We start from the raw sequence: 24,956 nt of genomic DNA on the forward strand, positions 1-24,956 counted from the left end.
ACGCACGATCGCTCCCCCCCCCTACATTCCGGTTAACCGGAAGAACACTTCTGCCCACCACCATGTCAGGGCTATACACCCGGCCTATAGGATCGAAAACATGAACAGTACAGTCTCGGCGCCTCACCCACGATCCACGAGCAGACCAACAGCCAAGTTCCTCCAGACCTTCCTCCACCTGATCGCATTCGGTCTTATTGGTACCAGTGTGATCGCGGTGCTGTTTACCCTGCTCGGCTTGGGAATCGGACTGCTCTTAGTAGCAGGTATCGGTGTGTTGTTCCTCATCGGCTTGGTATACGCCCTCTTCGGCGTTGGTTGGCTCGAGATTGAACGCGTGCGAAGTCTGTACGAGCTACCCGTTTCTCCCCTGCGCTGGCTACCGCGAGAACGACCAGGACTGGGCGGCTTCTTTCGAAACCTGGGTCGCAACCTTGGCCAAAGTCGAATGTGGGCCGGCGTCGGAAGCTTCTTTCTTGCCACCCTGATGGGTGCCCTTTTGGTCCAAGTACTCAACGCTTTGTGGAACCTGCTCCTGGGCGCATTCGCTCCCGCTGACGGTCCAGAAAGCATCCATGTCGCCTTCCTGCTGTATCTAAACACAGACCAGAAGATCTGGTTCTTTGTCGGCGCACTCCTGTGTGTCATCATCGCAGCCGGAATTGTGGCGGTACACCGCCCCAGCTGCGGATCGATCATCAACGCCCTCGGACGTTCTGAACAACTACAACGCCAAGTCGACACCACCAGCCGCCAACGCCAAGGCGCAGTACGGGCAGCAGAGGTGGAACGAACCCGGATCGAACGAGACCTGCACGATGGCATCCAGCCACGGCTGGTATCAATCGGGATGACACTCGGTCTGGCACAGCAGAAACTTGCAGCCGATCCACAGGCCGCTGGCGAACTCGTTAAAGAAGCCCATGTCTCGACCCAAGCGGCCATCACAGAGCTGCGCCAACTGACCCGAGGCATCTACGCCTCGGTCCTAGAGGATCGCGGTCTGGACGCTGCGCTCTCGGCGCTGGCCTCACGGACGCACATACCTGTTCACTTGGACATTAGACTTTCCAAACCCTGCGGAAAAAACGTAGAGGCCGCCGTTTACTTCACCATCGCTGAGGCACTCACCAACGCCTCAAAACACTCCCGTGCGACCGAATGCCGAGTCATTGCCCGCACGCAGGATCACCACGGCTCCCCCACCCTCTGGGCTCGTGTAGAGGACAACGGGATCGGCGGGGCCAGAGTTATCCCTGGCGGCGGCCTAGACGGGGTGGCTAATCGCATCCTCGCGGCCGGAGGATCGTTTGACTTGAGTAGCCCAACAGGCGGACCTACAGCGATAGAGGTGCGAGTGCCGTGCGAATCCTGATCTGTGAAGATTCCGTCCTTCTGAGGGAAGGGCTGATACGGCTCTTAGAGGATGCCGGTCACCTCGTGGTGGACGCGTTGTCGGAGGACACCGACGTCATGGACGTGGTTGCCAGGCACGAACCGGAACTGTTGATCATGGACGTCAGGCTCCCACCCACCTATTCAGATGAAGGGATCCGTGCGGCCCTCAAGGTGCGTCAACAACGACCGGATCTACCCCTGCTAGTACTCTCACAATACGTCGAGGAACGGTATGCCACCGAACTCGTCGTCGCGCACGCCGAGAGCTTGGGATACCTGCTCAAAGACCGCGTCACCGACGTCACGGAGTTTTTGGAAACCCTAGAACAGATTCGCCAAGGAGCGACGGTCTTAGATCCAGAGGTGGTAGCTCAATTACTCACCAGACGGCAGCATGATCACCGAATGCAATCCCTCACTGATCGGGAACGCACTGTGCTGGCCGCAATCGCCGAGGGTAAAACCAACCAAGCCATCGCCAAGCTTCTACACCTCTCCGAAGCCAGCGTAGAAAAGTACACCTCCTCGATCTTCACCAAGCTCGGACTTGAAGCCGACGGAGAAGGCAATCGGAGAGTCTTAGCTACCCTCGCGCACCTCGAAAACACCAGTCAAGGAAGAACCACGCCATGACCCAGCAAACTTTGTACCGGCCGACACCTCCTGCCGGCGCGCCAACCGACCCTGCCCAACGAACATCTGCGGTCAGTATGATCTTCACCGTTCTGGGTGGATTGTGTCTCTTCTTCATGCTGCTCGTGGCCATCCTCAACATCGGCGCGGTGACACGAGCAGGAAGCAGCTTCCAATCTGCGGATATCCGAGGCATTAACGCCGTCGTGGTCGATGCAGCCGACGCGACCGTCGAGGTGAAATTTGCAGACATAGACAAGGCCGAACTTCAGCTCACCAATACCGACGAAAGCAAATGGCATTTTGGTCGCGAGAACCAAACACTTCTCCTGAGCAAGTCAAGCTCGATCGGTTTCTGCGTTTTCAACTGCGGCATAGACCGGGATAACGTCGTACTGACCCTACCCCAAGAACTCTCTGACGGTTCCTTGGCGGGAGACTTCACCGTCAGTAGCGGAAGCATCGAGATCGCCGGGAACTACGCCCAATTCAGTCTCAACGTTGATGCTGGCTCTGGAAGTTGGGTCGGTCAAGCTCACGATGTCAACGTGGAGGTGAATGCCGGACGAGCTGATATCCAAGCCGATGATGTCAGCCAGGCCGCCCTGCGAGTTTCTGCCGGTCGACTCTCCGGGACCCTCAGTGGGAACCAACCCGAGAATACTGAGCTGGAAGTCAACGCGGGAAGATTGGATGTGCGGCTGCCGCAGGGCACCTACCACGTCGAAACCGATGAAGCTGCCGGTTCAGTCGAGGAACGACTCCAGCACGACCCTACGAGCCCTCACCGGGTATCCATCAGTGTCTCTGCCGGTAGCGCGACCGTCCGTTAGTTACTCGAGACTGGACGCTTGAATGCGGACCGGCTCAAGAGGACGCCAAACAGACCGAACACGGCAGCGAGGCCAAACGCGATCTGCATACCCAATGTCACCCCGGCCGCACCAGGCTGGGAGGCGGTGGCAAGGTCGAACAGGAAGGACAAGAGCGCGGTCGCGGTGATAAAGCCCAAGTACCGCGACAGGTTGAGCAACCCGGAAACCGAACCTTGTTCGAGCTTGTCAGCCCGGCTCATGACCGACGTATTGTTGCCCGCCATGAACATCTGGTTGCCCGGGGTCAACAACACCGCCGCCAGCAAGAAACCGAGGAGTCCCCACATCGGTGGCAAGGTCACGAACGCGATCCCGGCTAGGGTCATGGCGCTAAGCCCCAACACTGTCATCCGCGGGGCTCCTAGACGGTCTACAAGGATTCCGGCAGGCACCCCGGAAAGAATGGCCATGACGGGCCCAACAGCCATCACCAGGCCCATCCAGCCGGTGTCAAGCCCTAACGCCATGGTCTGATAGAACGGCGGGATAATCGTGAAGGTCATCATGACGAAGGCGCCGGCGAAAGTCATACCGAGTTGCGGCATGATCTGCAGTTTGGCCAGCATCTGGAAGTTCACCAGTGGTGCAGCAGCACGCTTTTCAATACGTACAAAGAGTACGGTGAGCAGGATAGAACCCATCAGGAGCGCTGAAGTGCCCAACCATCCGCCGGGAGTCAACGTCACCGCCAGGGCATAGCTGCCCAACAGCAGCGCAAGGACGACCAGCCCGGCTAGGTCTAAAGGGCGCCGAGCTTGTTCGGCCTGAGAGGTCGGGAGGAACTTCCAGACCAGCAGCATCGCAAGCAACGTTAGCGGTAGGAAAAATAAGAAGGCCCCGCGCCAGCCAAGATCAGTGCTGCCAAGCAAACCTCCAACGGCTGGACCCATGGCCATGCCGGCGGCCATCGAAGAGCCAATAGTGCCCATGGCGCGGCCAATCTGGTCTGGGCGCACCGTTTGCCGAACCAACGCCACCGGAAGCGAGAGCATCGCAGCTGCCCCGATGCCCTGAACGGCACGGCCGATGATAATCAATCCAAGGTTAGGCGCGAGGGCACCGAGCAGTGAGCCGACCAGAAAGACCCCGATACCGCCTAGGAGGACTCGGGATTTACCGAGCCTGTCCCCCAACCAGCCTGCAGGCACGATTAAAACGGTGCTGGCCAGCAGGAAGGCCAGAGTTGCCCACTGGACGGTGGACATGTCCGTAGCGTAGTCCTGCACGATCAACGGCAGAACGACGTTGACGAGGCTGGTACCCAACGCGGCGACGATGGTTACCACGGCAAGCGGCGCTATCTTTGCAAAGACCGATCCCGCTGCGTCCGCCGCTGGAGCCGCCTCAGGATTCTTGGTCATGGTTGTACTCATATCTGCAGCATAAGTAACTGCGAATCATTCTCGCAAAGCTGTTTGCTGTTTTGGCAAAACACCTCGTAGGCTGAGGCGTATGAGCCAGAATGAAAGTCATGAGCACATCCTCCGTGACGTTGGTCCTCGGCTGCGGAGCCTGCGGATGGAACGCAACCTAACTTTGGGCGAGCTTGCCGAGCAAACCGGGATCTCCGTCTCTACCCTGTCTCGACTGGAGAGTGGTCAGCGCCGGCCCACTCTTGAAATGATGCTGTCGTTGAGCCAACGGTATCAAGTACCCTTGGATGATTTGGTCGGCATCCCCGAACCCGCCGATCCGCGCGTACGCTTGCAGCCACGGCAGATCAGTGGCGGTAGGACGGTCTGGCCGCTGACGAACAACTCCGAAGGCGTACAAGCCTGGAAGATTGAGTTGCCGCCGAGTACGCGTCCCCCGCATATGCACATCCACGAAGGTTACGAATGGTTTTACGTGCTGCGTGGACGCGTCCGCTTAATTCTGGGCGAACAAGACATGGAGTTGGAACCGGGCGAAGCAGTCGAATTCGATACCTGTATCCCCCATTGGTTTGGAGCGGCCGGGACGGAACCGGCCCAGATCCTGAGTCTGTTTGGTCGCCACGGAGAACGGGTCCATTTGCGTGATGAACTGGACGGGGACCACCCGGAAGACTGACGTTGGATCGATATCGGGATTTCGAACACGAAGAAGCCCCCACCGAATTATTCGGTGGGGGCTTCTTACTAGGAAGGGTTTGTGTGTCGCTTAGTGAGCGTGGTCGCCCTTGCTGAACTCGAAGGACCAGCCAATCACGAAGAACAGCGAAACGCCGATCGCGATGTAGAAGATCCACCAGCCGACAGCGATGCCCAGCAGCAACAGGGCTGCACCGGCGCCGAGGCCCAGTGGCCACCAGCTCCAAGGTGCGAAGTTGCCGTAGGTGCCGGCGTAGTCCTTGATTTCACCGTCTTCATCATCCATGGAACCCGGACCGGTGACCTTCGCAGTCTTACCTGAGTACCAGGCAAGCATGAAGGCGAACATCACCAAGACCAGAATCATGGTCATGCCGATTGGCTCGTTGAACTCCGCAACGATGGAGTAGAACGCCAACGCGGCGATGAAGAAGACTCCGATGATCCAGAAAATATGAGCGTTGATTTTCATGGTGAATAACTACCCCATATCTTTCTGGTCTGCAGGACCAAAGATCTTACCAGTCACACCGGTTGGGGTGTAGGTCTGGGAGAGCTCTGGGTGGTGCAGGTCAAGAGCAGGACGCTCGGAGCGGATACGTGGCAGGGAGTAGAAGTTGTGCCGTGGAGGCGGGCAGCTGGTGGCCCACTCGAGGGAGCCGCCAAAGCCCCATGGGTCATCAACTTCGACCTTCTTGCCGTTGCGCCAGGTGATGTACACGTTCCAGAAGAACGGGATCATGGACAGACCCAGCAGCATGGAGAACACGGTCGAGAACTGGTTCATGTTGGTCCAGTTGTCTTCGATCATGTAGTCGGCGTAGCGACGTGGCATACCCATGACACCCAGCCAGTGCTGGACCAGGAAGGTGCCGTGGAAGCCGACGAACAGCAACCAGAACTGGATCTTGCCCAAGCGTTCGTTCAGCATCTTGCCGGTGAACTTTGGCCACCAGAAGAAGAAGCCTGCGAACATCGCGAACACCACGGTACCGAAGATCACGTAGTGGAAGTGCGCGACCACGAAGTAGGTGTCAGAGACGTGCCAGTCCATTGGAGGGGAAGCTAGGACAATACCGGTCAGACCACCGAAGAGGAAGGTGACCAAGAAGCCTAGGGACCACAGCATTGGGTTTTCGAAGGTAATCGAGCCGCGCCACATGGTACCGATCCAGTTGAAGAACTTCATACCGGTTGGGACCGCGATGAGCATGGTCATCAGGGCGAAGAACGGTAGCAGCACGGAGCCGGTGACGTACATGTGGTGTGCCCACACGGTCACGGACAGTGCAGCAATCGCGATGGTTGCGAAGACCAGACCCTTGTAACCGAAGATCGGTTTGCGGGAGAAGACCGGCAAGATCTCGGAGACGATACCGAAGAACGGTAGGGCGATCACGTAAACCTCGGGGTGGCCGAAGAACCAGAAGATGTGCTGCCAGAGCATGGCGCCACCGTTTTCTGGGTCAAAGATGTGTCCACCGAACCGTCGATCCATACCCAAGCCGAACAGTGCAGCGGCCAGTGGTGGGAACGCCATCAGGACGAGAATACCGGTCACCAGGGTGTTCCAGGTGAAGATCGGCATACGCCACATGGTCATACCAGGTGCACGCATCGTCAAGATGGTGGTGATGAAGTTGACGGAACCGAGAATGGTACCGAAGCCCTGCAGGGCGAGACCGAAGACCCAGAGGTCACCACCGACGCCCGGTGAATACGTTGTATTCGATAGCGGCGCGTAGGCGAACCAACCGAAGGAAGCGGCACCCTGTGGGGTGAGGAAGCCGGCCATCGCGATCAGCGAGCCGAACAGGAAGAACCAGAAGGCCAGCGCGTTCAAGCGTGGGAAGGCAACATCTGGTGCGCCGATCTGCAGCGGCATGATGACGTTTGCGAAACCAGCGAACAGCGGGGTCGCGAACATCAGGAGCATGATGGTGCCGTGCATGGTGAACAGCTGGTTGTACTGTTCCTTGGTGTGCAGGATCTGCATGCCTGGCTCAAAGAGCTCGGCACGAATCATCAGCGCCATCACGCCGCCGATGCAGAAGAAGATGAAGGAGGAAATCAGGTACATGTACCCGAGAACCTTGTGGTCCGTGGAGGTGATCCAAGAGACGAAGAGACGTCCCTTGGAACGGGGTACCACGCGTGGTGCCTCCGTTACCTCATCAGTGGCGTATTCGTAGGTAGTCACCTTTAGTTCCCTTCCCCAACTGGATTCTGGTTCGGGTTGCGATCGTACTTGTCATCGAGCAAGCCGTCTTCCAGCGTGTTCAGATGATCAATGAATTCAGATTCTTCGACAACCTTGACGTTGAAGAGCATCTCAGAGTGGTACTCACCGCACAGTTCTGCACACTTACCGTCGAAATCACCGATCTCGCCCGGGGTCAGGTACATGTAGTTCGGCTTACCTGGGATCATGTCGCGCTTCTGCAAGAAGGCTGGAACCCAGAACGAGTGGATCACATCGCGGGAGGTCAGCTCCAGCTTCACTGGAACGTCAACCGGCAGGTACAGGGTTGGCAGGGTGTCCCGCTTGCCGTCCTGACCGTCCAGGTGGGCCTGGATGGTTGGATCGTTCTTTTCCATGCCCTTGTACTCGTAGTTGAAGTCCCAAGCCCACTGCTTGCCAACCACGTTGACAACGAGCTCTGGTTCTTCAGCCGGTGGAGTATCAACGGCGCGCTGGACCTGATCGGTGAAGCCGAAGAGGACAAACACCATGACCAGAGGTACGACGGTGTACAGAATTTCCAGCGGTACGTTGTACGCGAGCTGCTTCGGGTAGCCAACGTCGTTCTTGCGGCGGCGGTATGCGATGATCACCCAGATCATCAGACCCCACACCAGAAGACCGATAGCGGTGGCAGCAATCCACGAGTTGACCCACAGGTCGGTCAGGTATGGATTGTGGTTGGTTGTCTCACGGGAGCCTGGGAGCCAGCCACGCTGGACTTCCTCGGAGCAACCCGTCAGCACCAACGCTGCGGTGCTTGCGACCGCAACTCCTTTAAGGAGCCGTGAACGTCGATTATTGGTTCGTTTGTGCGAACTCACTGACGGCCCTTCCTCTTTGTAGTGCGATGTGATGCGTAAAGCTTGATGTCATCCCGGTGAACCTGGCTGGACCCCGGGAAGAGGGCAAGACACACTTTGCCCCTTTACATTTACTACCTACTGTAGATGTTCTTGTGTCAAAGTGCATAGCTGTGACACACCGAGGGCCCATCAAAACACTGTTTTGACAGGCCCAATGCGGCATAGATCACATGAAGATTTAGTGGAATGAATCGCCGCAAGCGCAGGAGCCGCCCGCAGCAGGGTTATCGATGGTGAACCCGACCTTCTCAATGGAATCTTCAAAGTCGATGGTGGCGCCCGCCAAGTATGGGACGCTCATCTTGTCCACCACTACCCCAACACCGTTGAATTCGACGATGGCGTCCCCATCCAGGGTGCGTTCATCGAAGTACAACTGGTAGATCAGACCGGAACAGCCACCTGGTTGGACGGCTACGCGCAGGCGCAGGTCATCGCGGCCTTCCTGCTCCAGCAGGTCGCGGACTTTATTGGCCGCAAACTCGGTCAGTGTGACCTCGTGGGTCGGGGTCGAATTTTCGGTGGTCGCGGTGCTCATGTACTGAACCTTCCCTTCGAAGAAGTATCACCTAACTAACAGGGTACAACTTCTGTTGCCTTATTTTTTATTCCGCTCAGCCAAGCTTGCCAAGAAAAGGGCTTCGGCTTCGATCGCGTGTTGGAAGTCGGTGAGGTGCAACGATTCGTTGGCGGCGTGGGCACGGGTGTCCGGGTCCTCGATGCCGGTGATCATGATTTCGGCATCCGGGAACTGGTCCTTCAGGTCTGCCACAAAGGGGATCGAGCCGCCCATGCCGATGGTCACGGCCTCGGTTTCCCAGGCAGCGGTGAAGGCCGCCATCTGTAGCTGAGCAATCTCTGAGTTGGTATCGGCAGAGAAGGGGTGGCCCTGCTCGCCCTCGATGAAGAGCACCTCAGCACCCATCACGTCTTGAGCTAGGACATGCGCCTTCAAGGCAGCCATGGCCTGAGCAGGATCCTGTCCTGGGGCCAGCCGCATCGACACTTTGGCCCGCGCGGTAGGCAGTAGCGTGTTGGACGCAACCGCGACAGCCGGTGCGTCGAAACCAATCAGGTTGATGGCGGGTTTGTTCCAGAGCCGGTCCGCGATCGAGCCGGTGCCGGCGAGTTGCAATGAATCAATGATGCCGGCGTCGCGGCGGTAGTCGGCCTCAGCGTAGTCGATCTCTGCCACATCGTGGCTGAGAAGACCCGGTACAGCCACGCTGCCATCGGCAGTGTGCAAGGAGGCGATGATACGAGCCAACAGGGTCGGGGCATCTAGCACCGGGCCACCAAACATGCCGGAGTGAACCGCGTGCTCCATCACCTTGACCTCAATGGTCGCATCCAGCATCCCGCGCAGCGACGAGGTCAGTGCAGGTTGGCCCACCTTCCAGTTGGAGGAGTCCGCTACCACGATCACGTCGGCATCGAGGACCTCGTGATTGTCCTTGAGGAAGTTTGCAAAAGAAGGGGATCCGGCTTCTTCTTCGCCTTCGATGAAGACCGTGATACTGAGTTGATCCAGGGTCTGCGGGGTGACATCTGCCAACGCTTCCAGTGCGGCGAGGTGCACCATGATGCCAGCTTTGTCGTCTGCAGTGCCTCGGCCATAGAGACGGCCGTCGACTTCGCTGGCGACGAGCGGCTCGGTATTCCACAGCGCCTCGTCCCCGATCGGCTGGACATCGTGGTGGGCGTAGAGCAATACTCGCGGTGCCCCGGCCGGGCCAGGCCGATGTGCCACAACAGCTGGGGCGCCCTGCTGTCCTGCGCGGTCAGAACGTTCTGCCGTCAGAATCTGGACATCGGTGAAGCCGGCCTGTTTGCACTGTTCTGCGACAAACTTGGCTGATTCCTCGAGCAGCGCCGGATCGTAGGCATCCCAGGCCATGGCCGGGATTTTCACGTGTTCACTCAGCGTGGCCACGGTGGCCGGGAAGGCATTGGCCACGCTGGTCTTCAGCTCGGCAATGACAGCTGGGTCCAGCGGGAGGTTAGCGGCAGGATGTGAAAGAGTCATGGAGCAATTCTTGCACGTTCTTCACGTACAATGTGGGAGTGTTTGGTCGTAAAAAAGAAGTGAAATCTAGCCCAGAACCCGTCGAAGAGCCGCAAGTGCAACAGCCTGCTGGGTCCCAAAAGAAGGGACGTCCTACCCCGACTCGTAAAGAGCAGGAAGCTGCCCGGCGTCGCCCGCTTGTACCGGATGATCGCAAAGCTGCTCGGCAGGCTCAACGCGAAGCAGCCCGGCGCGCCCAGATGGAAACCCGTATTGCCTTGGAGACCGGTGACGAATCTCGGATGCCGGTCCGTGACCGCGGCCCGCAGAAACGATTCGCCCGTGACTATGTCGACGGCAAATGGAGCCTTGGCGAATGGCTGATGCTGATTGTGGTTGCGTGGCTGATTGCCTCGTTCACGGTCACCGGTAACTTCCAGGCCCAAGCCGTCATGTACGGTGTGCTCTGGGCCGTGATGGGCTTGGTGCTGTTGGAGGCTTTCCTGCGTAGCCGCGGGCTGAAGAAGGCTCTGCTGGCTCGCTTTGGTGAGATCGAACCGGGCACCGTGTGGTACGGCGTGACCCGTCAAATGCAGTTGCGTCGCCTGCGTATGCCGCGTCCCCAGGTGGCCCGCGGTGAGGAGCCCCGCCGCTAAAAACCGGCACACGCAACGAGGTCAACATACAACAGCGGCCGATCCGGATCAGTGTAGATCCAGATCGGCCGCTGTTGTTGTGTGGAGTGATTTAGCCGCGTTTGATGGGTTGGGCTTTGAGCATCATCGCTAGTTCGGTATTGATCCGGTGGGCCCACATGGGTCCTTCGTAGAGGAACGCCGTGTAGCCTTGCACCAGATCGGCTCCGGCCACCAAACGCGCATACACGTCCGTTGCGGTCGTGACGCCACCGACTGAGATGATGGCCTTCTCGGTTGGCAGTTCGGCGCGCAGAAGCCGCAAGACTTCCATGCTGCGTTCCTTCACCGGCAGACCGGAGACCCCGCCTGCCCCTAACTGTTCAACCTCGTGCGGGTCGGTGCTGAGCCCGGCGCGGGAGATCGTGGTGTTGGTTGCCACCACGCCAGCAAGATCGAGCTTCAGAACAAGTTGCGCAACAGCCTTGACGTCCTCATCGGCCAAATCTGGGGCGATTTTCACCAGCAACGGCACCCGTCGACCGGTGACCTCGTCAGCGGTGCGTTGGACGGCTGCCAACAGCGGCTCCAGCGAGGAGATCTCCTGGAGCTGGCGCAAACCGGGAGTGTTCGGGGACGAAACATTGACGACCATATAGTCGGCGTGCATCGCCAGACGGCGGGTTGAAAACTCGTAATCGGCCGCGGCGTCCGCCAACTCGACAACTTTGGTCTTACCGATATTTACGCCGATGATGGGCCGAGTCCGGTAATTGCGCTCCGCGAGCTTGGCCTGGGAGGTCATCAGCCGGGAGGCGATCACGGCGGCACCGTCGTTATTGAAACCCATCCGGTTAATCAGCGCCTTGTCGGCGGGAAGCCGGAACAGCCGCGGGGTGGGATTGCCCGGTTGCGGCTGGCCGGTGATGGTGCCCACTTCGACGTGCCCGAAGCCGATGTCCAACAATGCGGTGGTCCCATCCCCACCCTTGTCGAAACCGGCTGCCAAACCGAACGGTGTCGGGAAGTCTAGCCCCATGACGGTGCGGGCTAAGACAGGATCCGGGGCGGTTGCCTTACGCAAGAGTGCACCCGCCCCTGTCTTCTCAGCGGCCTTGATGGCGTTAAAACCGAAGTGGTGAGCTTTTTCAGCGTCCATGTGGCTGAAAACGTTCTTGAAGATCAGGGGGTAAATGCGAGGCAAAGACATACCTTTAAAATCCCACGCGGGAGGCAACGGGAGCAACTTATCAGCAATACTGGTGGGTATGGTTCCTATCACCCAGCCGAAATCAGTTTCGACAACGGCGAGAGATTGGAGACCCGCTACCAAAAGGAGAAGCCTGCAATGTGAACCAAGCACATCGGTTCTGCAGGGGAAGGGCCGGGCCAGCAAAATCTTCAAGGAGCATGTCGCCGAGCAATCGCGTTTTTGGGTTGATTACGGTGCGTCCTGCCGGATCACGCTCCGACCACGGTGGGAGGCCCGTCTTTGATCACCTACCCGGATAGCTACGCCTCTTCCACCCCGCCCGGGCAATGGGTCACCGACGTTCTGGGATCAGACTTTTTCGCCCGCACGCTGCCACTGGCCCGCGACGAGGAGGGCGAGGTGGTGGCCACCTTGGTCAAACACGCACCCGAAGACAAAACCTTGACCAAAATCCCGGTACTGTTCGTCCACGGGTGGAGTGACTATTTTTTCAACCGTGGTTTCGCCGAGTTCTGGACCGATCGGGGCCATCCGTTCTACGCACTGGATTTGCGTAAGTATGGGCGCAGTCTGCGGTCTTGGCAGTCCCCCGGGCTGGTCAATGACTTAGTCCAATACGATGAAGAAATCTGGCAGGCATACCGGCTGATCCGCTCAGAACATGGCAGCCATCAGGTCCCGTTTCAGCTCATCTTGTCCGGGCACTCCACCGGTGGGCTCACGCTGGCCCTGTGGGCGCATCGGAACCCGCGCCGAGTCCGAGCCATGGTGCTGAATTCACCGTGGCTGGAATTCCAGGGCTCGGCTTTGATGCGCCAGTTCACCGCGGCCATGATTGACCCGTGGAGTGTGCTAACACCTCGACGCGAACTTCATCTGCCCAAACCTGAGCACTACTACCGCTCAATGGCTGACACAGACAGTGGTGAGTGGTCACTGCACCCCACCTGGCGGCCCCGCGGCGGCTTCCCCGTATACCCGGCCTGGGTCAAAGCAATCCTGTCTGGCCACGCAACCGTCGCGCAAGGGTTACAGATCCCGGCACCGATCTGGGTGAGCTTAGCTGCCAAAAGTCAGTTTTGGTCGGCCTGGCGTTCCCGGATGCAGCAGGTCGACATCGTCCTGGACGTGGAGCAAGTTGCTGCCCGGGTGTTCCGGCTCGGCCCCGAAGTCAGCCTGTATCGGCAGCGGGCGGCCATGCATGACGTATTTGCTTCGCGTGCCGAGGTGCGGGCTGAAGCGTATGCTGCGTTGGAGCGGTGGCGAGTCGGCTACTTAGCTGAGCCGACCTGATCGATGGCCCCTCCGAAGCGCCTGTCCCGGCCAGTGTAAACATCGATCGCGGACAAGATACTCTCTTCGGTTACATCCGGCCAGAGTTCTTCGAGGAAGAGCATTTCTGCGTAGGCCGACTGCCAGAGCAAAAAGTTTGAGATCCGCTGCTCCCCCGAGGTGCGGACAAAAAGATCGACGTCTGGCACATCCGGCAGGGCCAACCGTTGCCCAATCATGTTCTCGGTAATCCGGTTAGCCTTAATTTTCCCGGCGGCTGCTTCGGAGGCCAGCTGTTGGACCGCGCCCAATAGTTCTGCCCGTCCACCGTAGTTCACGCACATGATCAACTGCGTGCCGGTGTTGTTCTTGGTCAGTTCTTCTGCCTCTTTGAGCTCTTTGATCACCGAGGACCACAGCCGTTTTTCCAACCCGTTCCAACGGATCCGCACATTCCAAGAATGCAACAGGTCCCTGCGTCGGCGCAGCACATTTCGTGAGTAGCCCATCAGAAAACGGACTTCGTCGATGGAGCGTTTCCAGTTCTCGGTTGAGAACGCGTAAACCGAGACGTATTTGACTCCGGCGTTGATCGCGCCCGCCAAGGCGCGCAACAGGGCAGCTTCCCCGGCACGATGTCCGTCGGTGCGCGGCAAGCCCCGTTGGTTGGCCCAGCGTCCGTTGCCGTCCATGACGATCGCCAAGTGTTCTGGGACCGTGCCGGGTTGGTACCCGGCTGATGCGGGCACGGGGGTGGCCGGAACCTGATCTGTGGGGCTCATGGATGTTTATGACTCCTGGGGGCTGGCGTTTCGCGCGGTGCGGTGCACGTGGGCAAGGGCTTTGACCTGTCGTTCTAAATGGTAGTGCACAAACGAGTTCACGAACCGTCCGGCATCGGCTTTGGCATGGTCCGCAGCCTGGTCCGCCACCGACCAGTCCCCCGCCAGTAACGCGGCCAGCAGTTCGATGGCCTCCGCTCCGGGCGTTTGGGACCCGGGTGGTCGGCAGGAGGAACAGCAGACCCCACCAAGGGGGACGTTCAGGGAGGAATGTGGGCCGGGCGCACCGCAGCGAACACAATCGGTAAACGACGGCGCCCACCCGGCGGCTGCCAGAGCGCGCAGCAGGTACGAGTCCAGGATCAGCTGGGGATCGTGTTCGGCTTTGGCCAAGGTGGCGACCGCGCCGTAAAACAGCCGGTATTGGGCGCTGTAGTACCCGGTTTCTACTGCGGTGAGCCGTTCGGCGGTTTCCGCCATGGCACACGCGGCCGTGTAGCGGCTGTAGTCTGCTGCTAAGTATTGTCCGTAGGGGGCTCTGGTCTGCGCTTGGGTCAGGATGTCCAGACTCCGCCCGTGGACGAGTTGCACGTCCACGAGGGTGAATGGTTCACAGCTGGCGCCGAAACGGGAGGAGGTCTTCCGGATCCCTTTGGCGACGGCTCGGATGATGCCGTGTTCGGCAGAAAGCAATGTGATGATGCGGTCTGCTTCGCCCAGCGGTTGGGTCCGCAACACCAAGGCTGTAGCCCGGTAGCTGCGGGCGGCAAAGGTGGCCCGGCCCATCTGCTGTTGTCCTGCTCTACGGTTCCGTCTTGTTAGCGGTCCCGCAGAGCTCGGTTGGCTGCGGACATGACTGCACGCAGCGCCGCGACGTTGGTGTTGGCGTCAATTCCGATGCCCCAGAGCAGCCGATCGCCGACGGCGCATTCGACGAATGCTGCGGCCTGCGCGTTGTCACCTTCACTCATGGCATGCTCGGTGTAGTCCAACACGCGAATGTCGACCCCGTCTGCCTGCAGCAGAGAGACGAGTGCGGAGATCGGGCCGGTGCCGGAGGCGACACGGGTCTCGGTCTTGCCGTTGACGTCCCAGTCGATGTTCAACTCAAAGGAGCCTTCGGCATCCGTGCTGGCGGTCACCGCGTTCAGCCGGTAGGTGCCCCACCGCTGTTCGCCGGCTTCCAAGTCGGCAGGCAGGTATTCGTTGACGAACATGTCCCAGATTTCGGCCGAGGACATTTCCCCACCCTCGGCGTCGGCACGTTTTTGCACGATTTGGGAGAACTCGACTTGGGCCCGGCGGGGCAAGTCAACCCCGTGTTCGGTCTTCAGCAGGTACGCAACCCCACCCTTACCGGACTGGGAGTTCACGCGGATGACGGCCTCGTAGGTGCGGCCAATGTCCTCCGGGTCGATCGGCAGGTATGGCACTTCCCAGACCATGTCATCGATGTGCTTGCCTTCCTTCTCAGCCTGGACTTCCATGGCCTCGAAGCCCTTCTTGATGGCGTCCTGGTGGGAGCCGGAGAAGGCGGTGAAGACCAGATCGCCCGCCCACGGGGAGCGTTCGTGCACCGGCAACTGGGTGCAGTATTCGGCGGTCTGGCGGATTTCTTCCATGTTGGAGAAGTCAATCTGTGGGTCAACACCCTGGGAGAACAGGTTCATGCCCAAGGTCACCAAGTCGACGTTACCTGTGCGCTCACCGTTGCCGAACAGGCAGCCTTCGATCCGATCCGCGCCGGCCATGTAGCCCAGTTCGGCTGCGGCCACACCGGTGCCCCGGTCGTTGTGCGGGTGCAGGGAGAGGATGATGCCTTCGCGGTTCTCCAGGTTGCGGTGCATCCACTCGATGGAGTCGGCGTAGACGTTCGGGGTGGCCATCTCCACGGTCGCCGGCAGGTTCAGAATCATCTGCCGGTCGGTGGAGGCCTCTAGGACGTGGGCGACTTCATTGGAGATGCGGGCGGCAAAATCCAGTTCGGTGCCGGTGAAGGATTCCGGGGAGTACTGGTAGATGATGTCGGTGCCGGTCAGCTGCTCTTCGTACTTGCGGCACAGGCGGGCACCGTTCAGTGCGATGTCGACGATGCCATCCATGTCTTGGCGGAACACGACCCGGCGCTGCAGCACAGAGGTGGAGTTGTACAGGTGCACGATCGCCCGGTGGCAACCTTCCAGCGCCTCGTAGGTGCGCTCGATGAGGTGTTCGCGGGACTGGGTCAGCACCTGGATGGTGACGTCCTCAGGGATACGGTCCTGTTCGATGAGTTCACGCACGAAGTTGAAGTCGGTTTCTGAGGCGGAAGGGAAACCAACCTCGATCTCCTTGAACCCCATCTTCACCAGCAGGTCAAACAGGCGGTGTTTGCGGGCGGAGTTCATCGGATCGATGAGAGCCTGGTTGCCGTCACGCAAATCGACCGCGCACCAGCGGGGGGCCTTGGTGATCTTCTTGTCCGGCCACGTCCGGTCCGGCAGTTCAACGGTGATCTGCTGGTCGAACGGCACGTACTTGTGGATGGGCATGCCCGAGGATTTCTGATAATTCTTCATGATCAGTGGTAACTACCTTTTGCGTTGCGGCGTCAAAAATGGGTCAAGATTTTTTAGTGCAGTACTGGAACAGGGCCAGTGAGAAAGTCGTGGGCTGCACGTGTGGAAGGCCGAAGAAGAGTAACTCCGTAACGAGGAGGGCCTGACCGCGGAAGTTTTATGCACCTAGCCGCGGCCGTGACAGATCCCCGTCACGGCGGCTAAGAAGAAGAAGTCGGTGCATGTGCATGCTCCCACTGTAACGCCTTGGCCTGCTCCAGCCCAACTCTAGAACCCGAGTCGGTCCAATTGTTTCGGGTCACGCTGCCAATCCTTGGCAATTTTTACGTGCAAGTCCAAGTAGATGGGGCTGCCGAGGATTTCTCGGATCTGCGGGCGGGCGACCGAGCCGATCTCTTTGAGCCGGGAACCGCCCTTACCGATGATGATGCCCTTCTGGGAGGAGCGTTCCACGAACAGGTGAACGCGCACATCCAGCAACGGCTTATCTTCCGGCCGGTCCTCACGTGGCACTATCTCATCGACAACCACGGCCAATGAGTGCGGCAGCTCCTCGCGGACGCCCTCCAAGGCGGCTTCGCGGATGATCTCGGCGATCATCTTGGTCTTGGACTCGTCGCTGATCTCCCCTTCCGGATATAGCGGCGGGGAGACCGGCAAACGTTCGATAATCACGTCGGTCAGGGCGTTGAGCTGTTCGTCGGTGACCGCCGAGACGGGCACGATGTCCGCGAACCCACCTCGCTCGCCAAGGATCTCTTCACCGAGGGCGTGCACCGCCATCAGCTGCTCGGCGACGACCGGCTTTTTCACGGTGTCTATCTTGGTCACCACCGCGATGACCGGAGCCTGGGTCAGGTTGGCCAGATGTTCGGCAATGAACCGGTCACCGGGCCCGATCTTCTCATTGGCCGGGATGCAGAAGGCGATGACATCAACGTCGGCCAGTGTCTCGGCGACCAGATCGTTGAGACGTTGCCCCAGCAAGGTGCGCGGCCGGTGCAAACCAGGTGTATCCACCAGGACGATCTGGGCTTTCTCCAGGTGCATGATGCCGCGGATGGTGTGCCGGGTCGTCTGCGGTTTGTTTGAGGTGATCGCGACCTTTTGTCCAACCAGCGCGTTGGTCAGGGTGGACTTGCCGACGTTGGGGCGACCGACAAAGGACAAAAAGCCCGAGCGGAAGTCTTCCGGATAGTCGGTGCGGAAGGTGAATGCTTCAGTGTTCATGTTCGGACTCCTGCGGTGTGGTCTCTGCGGTGGCCAGCGGGTAAACCGTGGCGATGACGTGGCTGATGCGGTTGCGGCGGCCTTCTCGTCTCTCGGCCACCAAGTGGACGTGATCGATGTCGACTTCGGAACCGACCAGCGGAACTTTGCCTAGTTCTTGGGAGAAGAGACCGCCGAGGGTGTCCACATCCTCGTAATCCAGTTGCTCCAGACGTAGATTAACCAGATCGGCGAAGTCATCCACCGCCATCGCGGTGGCTAACCGGTATTTCGGATGGCCCTGCTCATCGGGGGCGAGCTCTTCGATCTCCGGGGTTTCTTCGTCGTACTCGTCGACGATTTCACCCACAATTTCTTCGATCAGGTCTTCCAAGGTCACCAGACCGGCGGTACCACCGTACTCATCAACGACGATCGCCATGTGGATGCCGGCTGCCTGCATGTACTCCAAGAGTTCGGAGACGAGCTTGGACTCGGGGATGAAATGGATGGCCCGCTGCAGCTCGGTGACGGTCATCTCCCCCTGCACCGTCTCGGTGCCGAAGAGCTCACCGGCAACGTCTTTGAGGTAGAGCACCCCGCGGATGTCGTCGGTGTCTTCACCAATGACCGGGATGCGGGAGTTGCCCGAGCGCAAGAACAGGCTCATGGCTTGTTGCAACGTTGCATCATGATCGATCGTGATCATGTCGGTGCGCGGCACCATCACGGCACGAACCCGGGTGTCCGAGAGGTCGACGACGGACTGGATGAGTTCGACCTCGGAATCTTCGATGACCTCGGCTTCACTGGCGCGGGTGACGAATTCCATGAAGTGCTCTTCGGCGAAGAACACGGTGTCTTCCGTGGGCGCCGACGGGGTGAGCTTGCGGCCCAGGCCGGCCAGCCACTGCGGGATGGGGCCCAGCACCAGCCGCAGGATATGTACCAGTGAGGCGGTGGCGGAGACCAGCTGATGGTCGTAGCGGCGTCCGAGCTGGCGTGGGGAGATGCCGACGAAAACGAAGGAGACCACGGCCATCATGACGGTCGCGCTCAGAAGCGCGATCCAGATGGTTTCGATGACGCGCAGAAACAGGGCGGTGACCAGCACGGCGGACAGGAATTCGAACCAGATCCGCCAGAACCGGAGCGCATCGGTATGGTCCCGGGGGTTGTCAAAGACCTTCGACAGCGCGCCTTTGGGCTTCTTGCTGACGAGGTCTTCGGCTTCTTTGCGCGGCAGGTAGAGGAATGCAGCTTCCGCCGCGGCCAACACACCGGCCAAAATCAAGGAGAAGACCACCAGGGTGATGGTCAGTCCAATACTCATTCTTTAGTGACTACCCTTCAGCGATTACTGTCCGGCCGTTGCGGAGGTGGGAGCGGGCCGGCCCAGGAAGCTTGATAGTAGCTGCTCCTGCAGTTGGAACATTTCCGAGCGTTCAGCGGGCTCGTAGTGATCGTGGCCGAGCAGGTGAAGCAAACCGTGCGTTGCCAGCAGCAGGATCTCATCGTCGGTGCTGTGCCCTTCTGCTTGGGCGGCAGCAACGGAGGGGCAGATCACGATGTCCCCGAGTATGCCGTCCTCCACCGGTTCTTCGGCAGTTCCGGCGCGTAACTCATCCATGGGAAAGCTCATCACGTCGGTGGGCCCGGGCAAGTCCAACCAGCGTACGTGCAGCTCCTCGATGGTGGGTTCATCCACAAACGTCACCGACAGTTCCACGGCCGGACCCAGATGCAGGGCGGCGTAGTGGTGGGCGAACATCTTCCGCAACTGCTCCAGCGGCAACTGGTCATCGGCGATGTCGGTGGTGTTCTCCAGCTCGAGGCTGGGGGTGGGCGAATCCGTCATGACTGCTCGTTTCCGGCTCCGGGGTGGCCGCTTCGGCGGTGTTGCGCGCGCACACCGGCACGGCGTTCAGCACGATTGCCGCCGGAGCGTGCCGGTTGAGAAAACTTGTCGTAGGCATCCACGATGCGGGCCACCAGTGCGTGGCGGACCACGTCCTCGCTGGTCAGATAGGAGAAGTTGATGCCCTCTACCCCATCTAAGATGCGCATGACTTGCCGCAGACCGGATGAGGCGCCGCGTGGCAGATCGACCTGGGAGATATCACCGGTGATGACCATCTTGGAACCGAAACCCAGTCGGGTCAGGAACATCTTCATCTGCTCGGCCGTGGTGTTCTGCGCTTCATCCAAAATGACGAAGGCGTCGTTGAGGGTTCGGCCACGCATGTACGCCAGCGGGGCCACCTCAATCACACCGGAGGCCATCAGACGGGGAATCTGATCCGGGTCCAACATGTCGTGCAGCGCATCGTAGAGCGGCCGCAAATACGGGTCAATCTTCTCGCTGAGAGAGCCAGGCAAATACCCCAGCCGCTCCCCCGCCTCGACGGCCGGGCGGGTCAACACGATGCGGTTGACCTCTTTGCTCTGCAGCGCTTGGACCGCTTTGGCCATGGCAAGGTAGGTCTTACCGGTACCGGCGGGACCGATCCCAAACGTCACGTCGTGCTCGTCGATCGCATCCACGTATTTTTTCTGGTTCGCCGTCTTCGGGCGGATCTTCCGTCCCCGGGAGGCCAGAATGTTGGTGCTGAAGACCGCCGCAGGCTCAGGTTCCCCGCTGCGTTGCAGGGCCAAGGTGCGTTCGATGACCTCATCGGTGATCGGCACTTGCGCCCGGGCCATGGACTTGAACTGTTCGATGGCATCGACCACAGCTGTCCGTTCCGGTTCAGCGGCCCGGACGGTGACCTCGTGTCCGGCCGCGGTTAAGATCGCTCCCGGGTACACGCCTTCGAGTACGCGCAGCAGTCGATCGGCTGCGCCCAAGGTTGCCACCATGTGTTCGTCCGAGGCAAAGCTAATAGTTGTGGTGTTCTCCCCGTGGGGATCCTGTGCAGGGATACCTGACTCCTGAAATATGTGTAGCTAATTCCAACTGCTCATCAACAGTTTATCGCGCCGGTAAGCACTTGCCTCATCGCCACAGGCAGATAAGATGGGACAGACTTCTCGCACCATCGAGAAACATGTATTGAAAGAGAGTTCTTGGACCATGAGCGCAGCACCGCGTCTCACACGGTCGGTTTATCGTTCCGGGCCCGCACTGCTGGTCGCCGGGACGATCATTGCCGGTACGTTGGCAGGATGTGTACCCGCTGATCGAACCGCTACCCCAGCCCCGGAAATTGTGGGTCGGGATGCAGCTGACGAAGAGTATGGGATCCCTGTCGAATCTGGCAGCGACGCCAAGTTTTCGGCCAGTGTAGGTGCCGACACCGATCAGGCCACCGAGCCAGAATCCGATGCGGATGACGCCGCAGCCGGCCGTGACGCCAACCTAGAAAACCGCCAGCTACAGCCCAAAACCGAGGACGGGCTGGTGCGTCCCACCCAGCAAGATAACGGGGCCATCCGGGAGAGAACGGTACCTGTCTACTGGGCTGGCGACACCGCCGAAGGGCTGAAGTTGTTCCGCGAATTCCGGACCGTACCAGATCACGGGGATCCGATCGCAACCGCGGTGCTGGCCATGTTCAATGAGCGCCCCCTTGCTCCGGACTACGCCCACCACCTGAGCAACATCGACACCGTCGGGGTGTCCCTATCGCTGCAAAACGTCATCACCTTGGACTTCCCGGCCGAAGCATTCCAACGTCGCTACTCCCAAGAACTCGCGCACACGCTGATCCAGCAGATCGTGTACACGGCCACGGCGTCTGCAGCTCAAGCCTCGCTCGGTGACGGGAGCATCCCGTATTCGGTGCGGATCTTGGTTGAGGGACAGCCTAATCAGGAAGTCTTTTCCGCCCTGAACCTAGAGGACGAATACCACCGCGATAGCTCAACCTTGGCGGCCGTGTGGATCATCGATCCGCAGGAAGGCTCCAAGGTCGGACGCACCATCACCATCAAGGGCCTGGCCACCTCCGAGGCCGAAGACTTGAACTGGGTACTGTACCGCAAGGGCGAACGAGCCGATAGCTGGGTCCGAGACAGTGCGGACACGGTCGAGCTTTCCAGTGAGGACTCGCCCTACTCGCAGGTGTACACGCTTGAGCTAGAGCTGGACCCTGGCGAATACCGGTTGCAGGTGCAAGATCCCGAGTCCTCCAGCGTGGATAGCAAGGACTTCAGCGTCGACTAGCCGCTACCACCGTTTCAGCAGGTGGTTCAACACCGCCAGCAATGCGGGTCCAGCCGAGGAGGCCCGCATGATGATTTCACCCAATCGGACACCGACGGCACCGGCCTGAAACCAGGCGTTGCGTTCGGCGTCGCTGAACCCGCCTTCGGGCCCGATCACGATGGCGATCTGCCGGTAGTTGGCCAAAGAATCCAGTCCGCCCAGTTCTTGGAGTGCTGCGCGCAGATCAGCGTGGCCGGTCTCATCGAGCACGATGACCAGCGTGTCCGGTTCCCGGCACAGTTCGGTCACATCGGTGCCCTCTAAGAGCGGACCCAAAACCGGTATCCGAGACCGGCGGGCCTGCTGTCCGGCCTTAGCAACCAAGTTCTCCCATTTCTGGTGTGACTTGGCGGCACGGTTGCCTTTCCAGCGCACGATGCAGCGTTCTGATTGCAGCGGGGAGATCTGATCGACACCGTATTCGGTGGCGGTTTCCACGGCCTGCAGGTCCCGATCTTGTTTGGCCAGCGCTTGGATCATGTGCAGCACCGGGGTCGGTGTCGCTTCGGTGCCACGGTCATCGACCTGCAGTTGCAAGGACACATCCCGGCCTTGGCCGGTGACCTCGGTGATGGTGGCGTCGACCCAAGACCCTTCGCCGTCGGCGTAGCGGATCTGGTCTCCGGCACCCAGCCGCACCACATTGTGAGCGTGATGGGCTGGCTGGCCGGTGATGGAAAACGTCTGTGAGTCGGTGGGGAAAGTGTTCTCAGAGCCTTGGTAGAACAACGGCAACGTCATGGTTTTACTCTACCGGTTCTGCGCCGAGAATTAGTGGGTGGCTTCTTCCCAACGGTCACGGAGTTTGGAGAAGAACCCGCCGCGCGTGTTCACTTTGCCTTCGGCGGCTTCTTCCCCGCGCAGTTCGGCGAGCTTGCGCAACAGTTCGCGCTGCTCCTCATCCAGTTTGGTTGGGGTTTGCACGTCGATGGTGACGCGAATCGAACCGCGGCCGGCACCCCGCAGGCGTGTCACGCCCAACTCCGGCAGGGTCAGCACGGTCCCCGGTTGGGTACCCGGTTCCACATCAAGGGTGCGTTCCCCGTCGAAGGTCTCAAACGGGATGGACGCACCCAGCGCGGCGGCAGTCATCGGCACGGTCACGTGTGCGAGCAGGTCGTCCCCGTCGCGGGTGAAGACCGGGTGGCTGCGCACGGAGATTTCCACGTACAGGTCGCCCTGCGGCCCGCCACCTGGACCGACCTCGCCCTCGCCGGGCAAGTGGATCCGGTTGCCGGTGGCCACGCCGGCAGGAATCTTGATGGTGAGTTTGCGGCGGTCGCGGATGCGGCCCTGGCCGGAGCATTCGTGGCAGGGGTGTTCGATGATGGTGCCGAAACCTTGGCACTGGTAGCAGCGCTCGGTGGAAACCACCGGGCCGAGGAAGGATTGGACTTGACGCTGGGTCATACCCTGGCCGTGGCAGATATGGCAGGTGACCGGATGGGTGCCTTCGGCGCAGCCCTTGCCACCACAGGTCGGGCACGTGACCGCGGTTTCGACTTCGGTGCTCACTTCCCCACCGAAGACCGCATCCTGCAGGTCGATCCGCACCCGAATCATGCCGTCCTGGCCGGGCTGGGTCCGGGACATCGGTCCTTGGTGTCCGCCGCCGGCGGCATTGAAGAACGTTTCGAACAGGTCGGAGAACCCGAACCCGCCGGCGCCACCAAAACCAGCCTGCGGGCGGCCGTTCTCGTCACCGGTCGCATCATAGTTCCGGCGACGCTCGGTATCGGAGAGCACCTCGTAGGCGTGGGTGACCTTCTTGAACTCCTCGGCAGCTTCCGGACCAGGGTTCACGTCCGGGTGCAGCTTGCGCGCCTTCTTGCGGTAAGCCTTCTTGATCTCTTCAGCAGAGGCGTCGGCAGACACACCGAGGGTCTGGTAGTGAGTACTCACTGAGTTTGGGTTCCTTCCAACGTTCTATCGTTGAGCCAAAATTTTGGACAAGTATTTCGCGATGGCGCGTACGGCCGCCATCGTGCCGGGATAATCCATCCGGGTCGGTCCCATCACGCCCAATTTCGCGTGCGTGTCGGCGGTGCCGTAGTTGGCCACCACCAGTGACGTTTCCGCCAACGAACCGTACGGGTTTTCCCGTCCGATCTTCACGGACAGGCCGGAGGCATCCTGTTCCATCTCTGATAACAACCGCAACAGCACAACTTGTTCCTCAAGGGCCTGCAAGATGGGGCCGATGCTGTACGGGAAGTCCGAGTTCGAGCGGGCTAGATTGGCTGTCCCAGCCATCACAATGCGCTCGGTTGCGCGGGCGTCGGCCACTGCAGCGACCGTTTCCAAAAGGATGCTAGCCGTGTTCAGTTGGTGCGCCGGCAACAGCAGCTCAAAAGGGATCTCCGCCGACGGTAGCAGAGCCATGGGCTGTCCGGCCAAGTGATCCAGCAAGATCGCCTTGATGACTTGTAAGTCTTCGTCGCTGACGGCGTCAGCGGTGGTGATGACCCGCTGCTCTACTTTGCCCGCCGAATCAATCACCACGACCAGGTGCTTGGTGGCGGCGAGAGCGACAAATTCGAGGTGACGCAAGGTCGCCGCGTCGGTGCTCGGGATCTGCAGCACCGCGACCTGATTGGTCAGTTGAGACAGCAACCGCACGGTCCGACTGAGCATCTCGTCTAAGTCCCCGGAGGACTCCAACAGGGTGTGAATCGCATTGCGTTCTGCTGCCGAAAGCGGCTTCAACTCCGCGATCTGGTCAACGAAGAGCCGGTAACCCTTGTCGGTGGGGATGCGGCCGGCGCTGGTGTGCGGGGCAACAATCAGGCCCTCTTCCTCCAGCGACGCCATGTCATTGCGGACCGTGGCCGAAGAGACACCGAGGTTGTGCCGCTCCACTAAGGCCTTGGATCCGACAGGCTCTCGTGAGTGCACGTAGTCTTCCACGATGGCGCGCAAGACTTGAAGTTTTCGGGGTTCGGCTCCCCGTGCTGCAGGTCGATCCGGGTCAGACATGGTGAAACCTCCC

The 24,956-nt window shown here is 59.9% G+C and carries 24 protein-coding genes; 7 read left to right on the top strand and 17 right to left on the bottom strand.

Annotation, left to right across the window (positions count from 1 at the left end):
* Positions 1 to 100: 100 nt before the first annotated feature.
* From ACFFFR_RS01320 to ACFFFR_RS01330, 3 genes are read left to right on the top strand one after another with little or no spacing between them, the layout of a single operon-like run.
* Entirely contained in the window at positions 101 to 1,375 is a 1,275-nt protein-coding gene (locus tag ACFFFR_RS01320) for a sensor histidine kinase (protein ID WP_377457535.1), read from the top strand.
* Positions 1,363 to 2,031: a response regulator gene (locus ACFFFR_RS01325; RefSeq protein WP_377457537.1), complete on the top strand. Its 669-nt coding sequence runs from the start codon at positions 1,363 to 1,365 to the stop codon at positions 2,029 to 2,031. The genes ACFFFR_RS01320 and ACFFFR_RS01325 overlap by 13 nt, the downstream gene beginning before the upstream one ends.
* Positions 2,028 to 2,864, top strand: a complete 837-nt coding sequence (locus tag ACFFFR_RS01330) for a DUF4097 family beta strand repeat-containing protein (protein ID WP_377457539.1) — start codon at positions 2,028 to 2,030, stop codon at positions 2,862 to 2,864. Before ACFFFR_RS01325 ends, ACFFFR_RS01330 begins: the two co-directional genes overlap by 4 nt.
* On the opposite strand, the gene ACFFFR_RS01335 is transcribed toward ACFFFR_RS01330, so the two are convergent.
* Positions 2,861 to 4,267: an MFS transporter gene (locus ACFFFR_RS01335; RefSeq protein ID WP_377457541.1), complete on the bottom strand. Its 1,407-nt coding sequence runs from the start codon at positions 4,265 to 4,267 to the stop codon at positions 2,861 to 2,863. The genes ACFFFR_RS01330 and ACFFFR_RS01335 overlap by 4 nt on opposite strands.
* A gap of 91 nt (positions 4,268 to 4,358) precedes the next feature.
* On the opposite strand from ACFFFR_RS01335, the gene ACFFFR_RS01340 reads away from it, so the two are divergent.
* Positions 4,359 to 4,958 (top strand): helix-turn-helix domain-containing protein, encoded by a 600-nt coding sequence (locus ACFFFR_RS01340; RefSeq protein WP_377457543.1) that lies wholly within the window; start codon positions 4,359 to 4,361, stop codon positions 4,956 to 4,958.
* A gap of 90 nt (positions 4,959 to 5,048) precedes the next feature.
* Here the strand turns inward: ACFFFR_RS01340 and ctaF are convergent, their stop codons facing one another.
* The 5 genes from ctaF to ACFFFR_RS01365 form a co-directional block, all read right to left on the bottom strand.
* Positions 5,049 to 5,450, bottom strand: a complete 402-nt coding sequence (ctaF, locus tag ACFFFR_RS01345; RefSeq protein WP_377457545.1) for an aa3-type cytochrome oxidase subunit IV — start codon at positions 5,448 to 5,450, stop codon at positions 5,049 to 5,051.
* A 9-nt stretch (positions 5,451 to 5,459) separates the two neighbouring features.
* The gene (gene ctaD / locus ACFFFR_RS01350) at positions 5,460 to 7,178 is read right to left on the bottom strand and encodes an aa3-type cytochrome oxidase subunit I (RefSeq protein ID WP_377457547.1); all 1,719 of its coding nucleotides are present in this window, start codon (positions 7,176 to 7,178) and stop codon (positions 5,460 to 5,462) included.
* Positions 7,179 to 7,180: 2 nt separating this feature from the next.
* On the bottom strand, positions 7,181 to 8,044 hold the full coding sequence (gene ctaC, locus ACFFFR_RS01355) for an aa3-type cytochrome oxidase subunit II (RefSeq protein WP_377457548.1): 864 nt from the start codon (positions 8,042 to 8,044) through the stop codon (positions 7,181 to 7,183).
* A 220-nt stretch (positions 8,045 to 8,264) separates the two neighbouring features.
* Entirely contained in the window at positions 8,265 to 8,624 is a 360-nt protein-coding gene (erpA, locus tag ACFFFR_RS01360) for an iron-sulfur cluster insertion protein ErpA (protein ID WP_377457550.1), read from the bottom strand.
* Positions 8,625 to 8,684: 60 nt separating this feature from the next.
* Complete coding sequence (locus ACFFFR_RS01365; RefSeq protein WP_377457552.1) at positions 8,685 to 10,112, bottom strand: dipeptidase; 1,428 nt, start codon at positions 10,110 to 10,112, stop codon at positions 8,685 to 8,687.
* A gap of 95 nt (positions 10,113 to 10,207) precedes the next feature.
* Between ACFFFR_RS01365 and ACFFFR_RS01370 the strand changes: the two genes are divergently transcribed.
* Positions 10,208 to 10,747, top strand: coding sequence for a DUF3043 domain-containing protein (locus tag ACFFFR_RS01370; protein ID WP_377457554.1), 540 nt, complete (start codon positions 10,208 to 10,210; stop codon positions 10,745 to 10,747).
* A gap of 91 nt (positions 10,748 to 10,838) precedes the next feature.
* On the opposite strand, the gene ACFFFR_RS01375 is transcribed toward ACFFFR_RS01370, so the two are convergent.
* On the bottom strand, positions 10,839 to 11,936 hold the full coding sequence (locus tag ACFFFR_RS01375) for a quinone-dependent dihydroorotate dehydrogenase (protein WP_377457556.1): 1,098 nt from the start codon (positions 11,934 to 11,936) through the stop codon (positions 10,839 to 10,841).
* 282 nt (positions 11,937 to 12,218) lie between these two features.
* Here ACFFFR_RS01375 and ACFFFR_RS01380 point away from each other — a divergent pair, with 282 nt between their 5' ends.
* Positions 12,219 to 13,232, top strand: a complete 1,014-nt coding sequence (locus ACFFFR_RS01380) for an alpha/beta hydrolase (protein WP_377457558.1) — start codon at positions 12,219 to 12,221, stop codon at positions 13,230 to 13,232.
* On the opposite strand, the gene ACFFFR_RS01385 is transcribed toward ACFFFR_RS01380, so the two are convergent.
* The 7 genes from ACFFFR_RS01385 to ACFFFR_RS01415 form a co-directional block, all read right to left on the bottom strand.
* On the bottom strand, positions 13,211 to 13,993 hold the full coding sequence (locus ACFFFR_RS01385) for an isoprenyl transferase (protein WP_377457560.1): 783 nt from the start codon (positions 13,991 to 13,993) through the stop codon (positions 13,211 to 13,213). The genes ACFFFR_RS01380 and ACFFFR_RS01385 overlap by 22 nt on opposite strands.
* Before the next feature lie 6 nt (positions 13,994 to 13,999).
* Positions 14,000 to 14,779 carry a DNA repair protein RecO gene (gene recO, locus ACFFFR_RS01390; protein ID WP_377457562.1) on the bottom strand — a complete coding sequence of 260 codons (780 nt, stop codon included), beginning with the start codon at positions 14,777 to 14,779 and terminating at the stop codon, positions 14,000 to 14,002.
* Between the two features lie 32 nt (positions 14,780 to 14,811).
* Positions 14,812 to 16,551: a 2-isopropylmalate synthase gene (gene leuA, locus ACFFFR_RS01395; protein WP_377457564.1), complete on the bottom strand. Its 1,740-nt coding sequence runs from the start codon at positions 16,549 to 16,551 to the stop codon at positions 14,812 to 14,814.
* Positions 16,552 to 16,818: 267 nt separating this feature from the next.
* Positions 16,819 to 17,781 (bottom strand): GTPase Era, encoded by a 963-nt coding sequence (era, locus tag ACFFFR_RS01400; protein WP_377457566.1) that lies wholly within the window; start codon positions 17,779 to 17,781, stop codon positions 16,819 to 16,821.
* Complete coding sequence (locus ACFFFR_RS01405) at positions 17,771 to 19,093, bottom strand: hemolysin family protein (protein WP_377457568.1); 1,323 nt, start codon at positions 19,091 to 19,093, stop codon at positions 17,771 to 17,773. The genes era and ACFFFR_RS01405 overlap by 11 nt, the downstream gene beginning before the upstream one ends.
* Before the next feature lie 24 nt (positions 19,094 to 19,117).
* Positions 19,118 to 19,618 carry an rRNA maturation RNase YbeY gene (gene ybeY, locus ACFFFR_RS01410; protein ID WP_377457570.1) on the bottom strand — a complete coding sequence of 167 codons (501 nt, stop codon included), beginning with the start codon at positions 19,616 to 19,618 and terminating at the stop codon, positions 19,118 to 19,120.
* Positions 19,615 to 20,619, bottom strand: coding sequence for a PhoH family protein (locus ACFFFR_RS01415; protein WP_377457572.1), 1,005 nt, complete (start codon positions 20,617 to 20,619; stop codon positions 19,615 to 19,617). The genes ybeY and ACFFFR_RS01415 overlap by 4 nt, the downstream gene beginning before the upstream one ends.
* Positions 20,620 to 20,833: 214 nt before the next feature.
* On the opposite strand from ACFFFR_RS01415, the gene ACFFFR_RS01420 reads away from it, so the two are divergent.
* Entirely contained in the window at positions 20,834 to 21,925 is a 1,092-nt protein-coding gene (locus ACFFFR_RS01420; protein WP_377457574.1) for a GerMN domain-containing protein, read from the top strand.
* A gap of 3 nt (positions 21,926 to 21,928) precedes the next feature.
* On the opposite strand, the gene ACFFFR_RS01425 is transcribed toward ACFFFR_RS01420, so the two are convergent.
* From ACFFFR_RS01425 to hrcA, 3 genes are read right to left on the bottom strand one after another with little or no spacing between them, the layout of a single operon-like run.
* Complete coding sequence (locus ACFFFR_RS01425; RefSeq protein WP_377457575.1) at positions 21,929 to 22,708, bottom strand: 16S rRNA (uracil(1498)-N(3))-methyltransferase; 780 nt, start codon at positions 22,706 to 22,708, stop codon at positions 21,929 to 21,931.
* A 30-nt stretch (positions 22,709 to 22,738) separates the two neighbouring features.
* Positions 22,739 to 23,869 carry a molecular chaperone DnaJ gene (gene dnaJ, locus ACFFFR_RS01430; RefSeq protein ID WP_377457577.1) on the bottom strand — a complete coding sequence of 377 codons (1,131 nt, stop codon included), beginning with the start codon at positions 23,867 to 23,869 and terminating at the stop codon, positions 22,739 to 22,741.
* Between the two features lie 24 nt (positions 23,870 to 23,893).
* A complete protein-coding gene (gene hrcA / locus ACFFFR_RS01435) occupies positions 23,894 to 24,943 on the bottom strand; it encodes a heat-inducible transcriptional repressor HrcA (protein WP_377457579.1) in 1,050 nt (349 codons plus the stop codon).
* Positions 24,944 to 24,956: the final 13 nt, after the last annotated feature.

Source organism: Micrococcoides hystricis (genome assembly GCF_042434215.1).
Lineage (GTDB): Bacteria > Actinomycetota > Actinomycetes > Actinomycetales > Micrococcaceae > Micrococcoides > Micrococcoides hystricis.

Coding starts and splice junctions, on each gene's coding strand:
- ACFFFR_RS01320 (WP_377457535.1), top strand. CDS start 101: ATGAACAGTACAGTCTCGGCGCCTCACCCACGATCCACGAGCAGACCA.
- ACFFFR_RS01330 (WP_377457539.1), top strand. CDS start 2,028: ATGACCCAGCAAACTTTGTACCGGCCGACACCTCCTGCCGGCGCGCCA.
- ACFFFR_RS01335 (WP_377457541.1), bottom strand. CDS start 4,267: ATGACCAAGAATCCTGAGGCGGCTCCAGCGGCGGACGCAGCGGGATCG.
- ACFFFR_RS01340 (WP_377457543.1), top strand. CDS start 4,359: ATGAGCCAGAATGAAAGTCATGAGCACATCCTCCGTGACGTTGGTCCT.
- ctaF (WP_377457545.1), bottom strand. CDS start 5,450: ATGAAAATCAACGCTCATATTTTCTGGATCATCGGAGTCTTCTTCATC.
- erpA (WP_377457550.1), bottom strand. CDS start 8,624: ATGAGCACCGCGACCACCGAAAATTCGACCCCGACCCACGAGGTCACA.
- ACFFFR_RS01365 (WP_377457552.1), bottom strand. CDS start 10,112: ATGACTCTTTCACATCCTGCCGCTAACCTCCCGCTGGACCCAGCTGTC.
- ACFFFR_RS01375 (WP_377457556.1), bottom strand. CDS start 11,936: ATGTCTTTGCCTCGCATTTACCCCCTGATCTTCAAGAACGTTTTCAGC.
- ACFFFR_RS01385 (WP_377457560.1), bottom strand. CDS start 13,993: ATGAGCCCCACAGATCAGGTTCCGGCCACCCCCGTGCCCGCATCAGCC.
- recO (WP_377457562.1), bottom strand. CDS start 14,779: ATGGGCCGGGCCACCTTTGCCGCCCGCAGCTACCGGGCTACAGCCTTG.
- leuA (WP_377457564.1), bottom strand. CDS start 16,551: ATGAAGAATTATCAGAAATCCTCGGGCATGCCCATCCACAAGTACGTG.
- era (WP_377457566.1), bottom strand. CDS start 17,781: ATGAACACTGAAGCATTCACCTTCCGCACCGACTATCCGGAAGACTTC.
- ACFFFR_RS01405 (WP_377457568.1), bottom strand. CDS start 19,093: ATGAGTATTGGACTGACCATCACCCTGGTGGTCTTCTCCTTGATTTTG.
- ybeY (WP_377457570.1), bottom strand. CDS start 19,618: ATGACGGATTCGCCCACCCCCAGCCTCGAGCTGGAGAACACCACCGAC.
- ACFFFR_RS01415 (WP_377457572.1), bottom strand. CDS start 20,619: ATGGTGGCAACCTTGGGCGCAGCCGATCGACTGCTGCGCGTACTCGAA.
- ACFFFR_RS01420 (WP_377457574.1), top strand. CDS start 20,834: ATGAGCGCAGCACCGCGTCTCACACGGTCGGTTTATCGTTCCGGGCCC.
- ACFFFR_RS01425 (WP_377457575.1), bottom strand. CDS start 22,708: ATGACGTTGCCGTTGTTCTACCAAGGCTCTGAGAACACTTTCCCCACC.
- hrcA (WP_377457579.1), bottom strand. CDS start 24,943: ATGTCTGACCCGGATCGACCTGCAGCACGGGGAGCCGAACCCCGAAAA.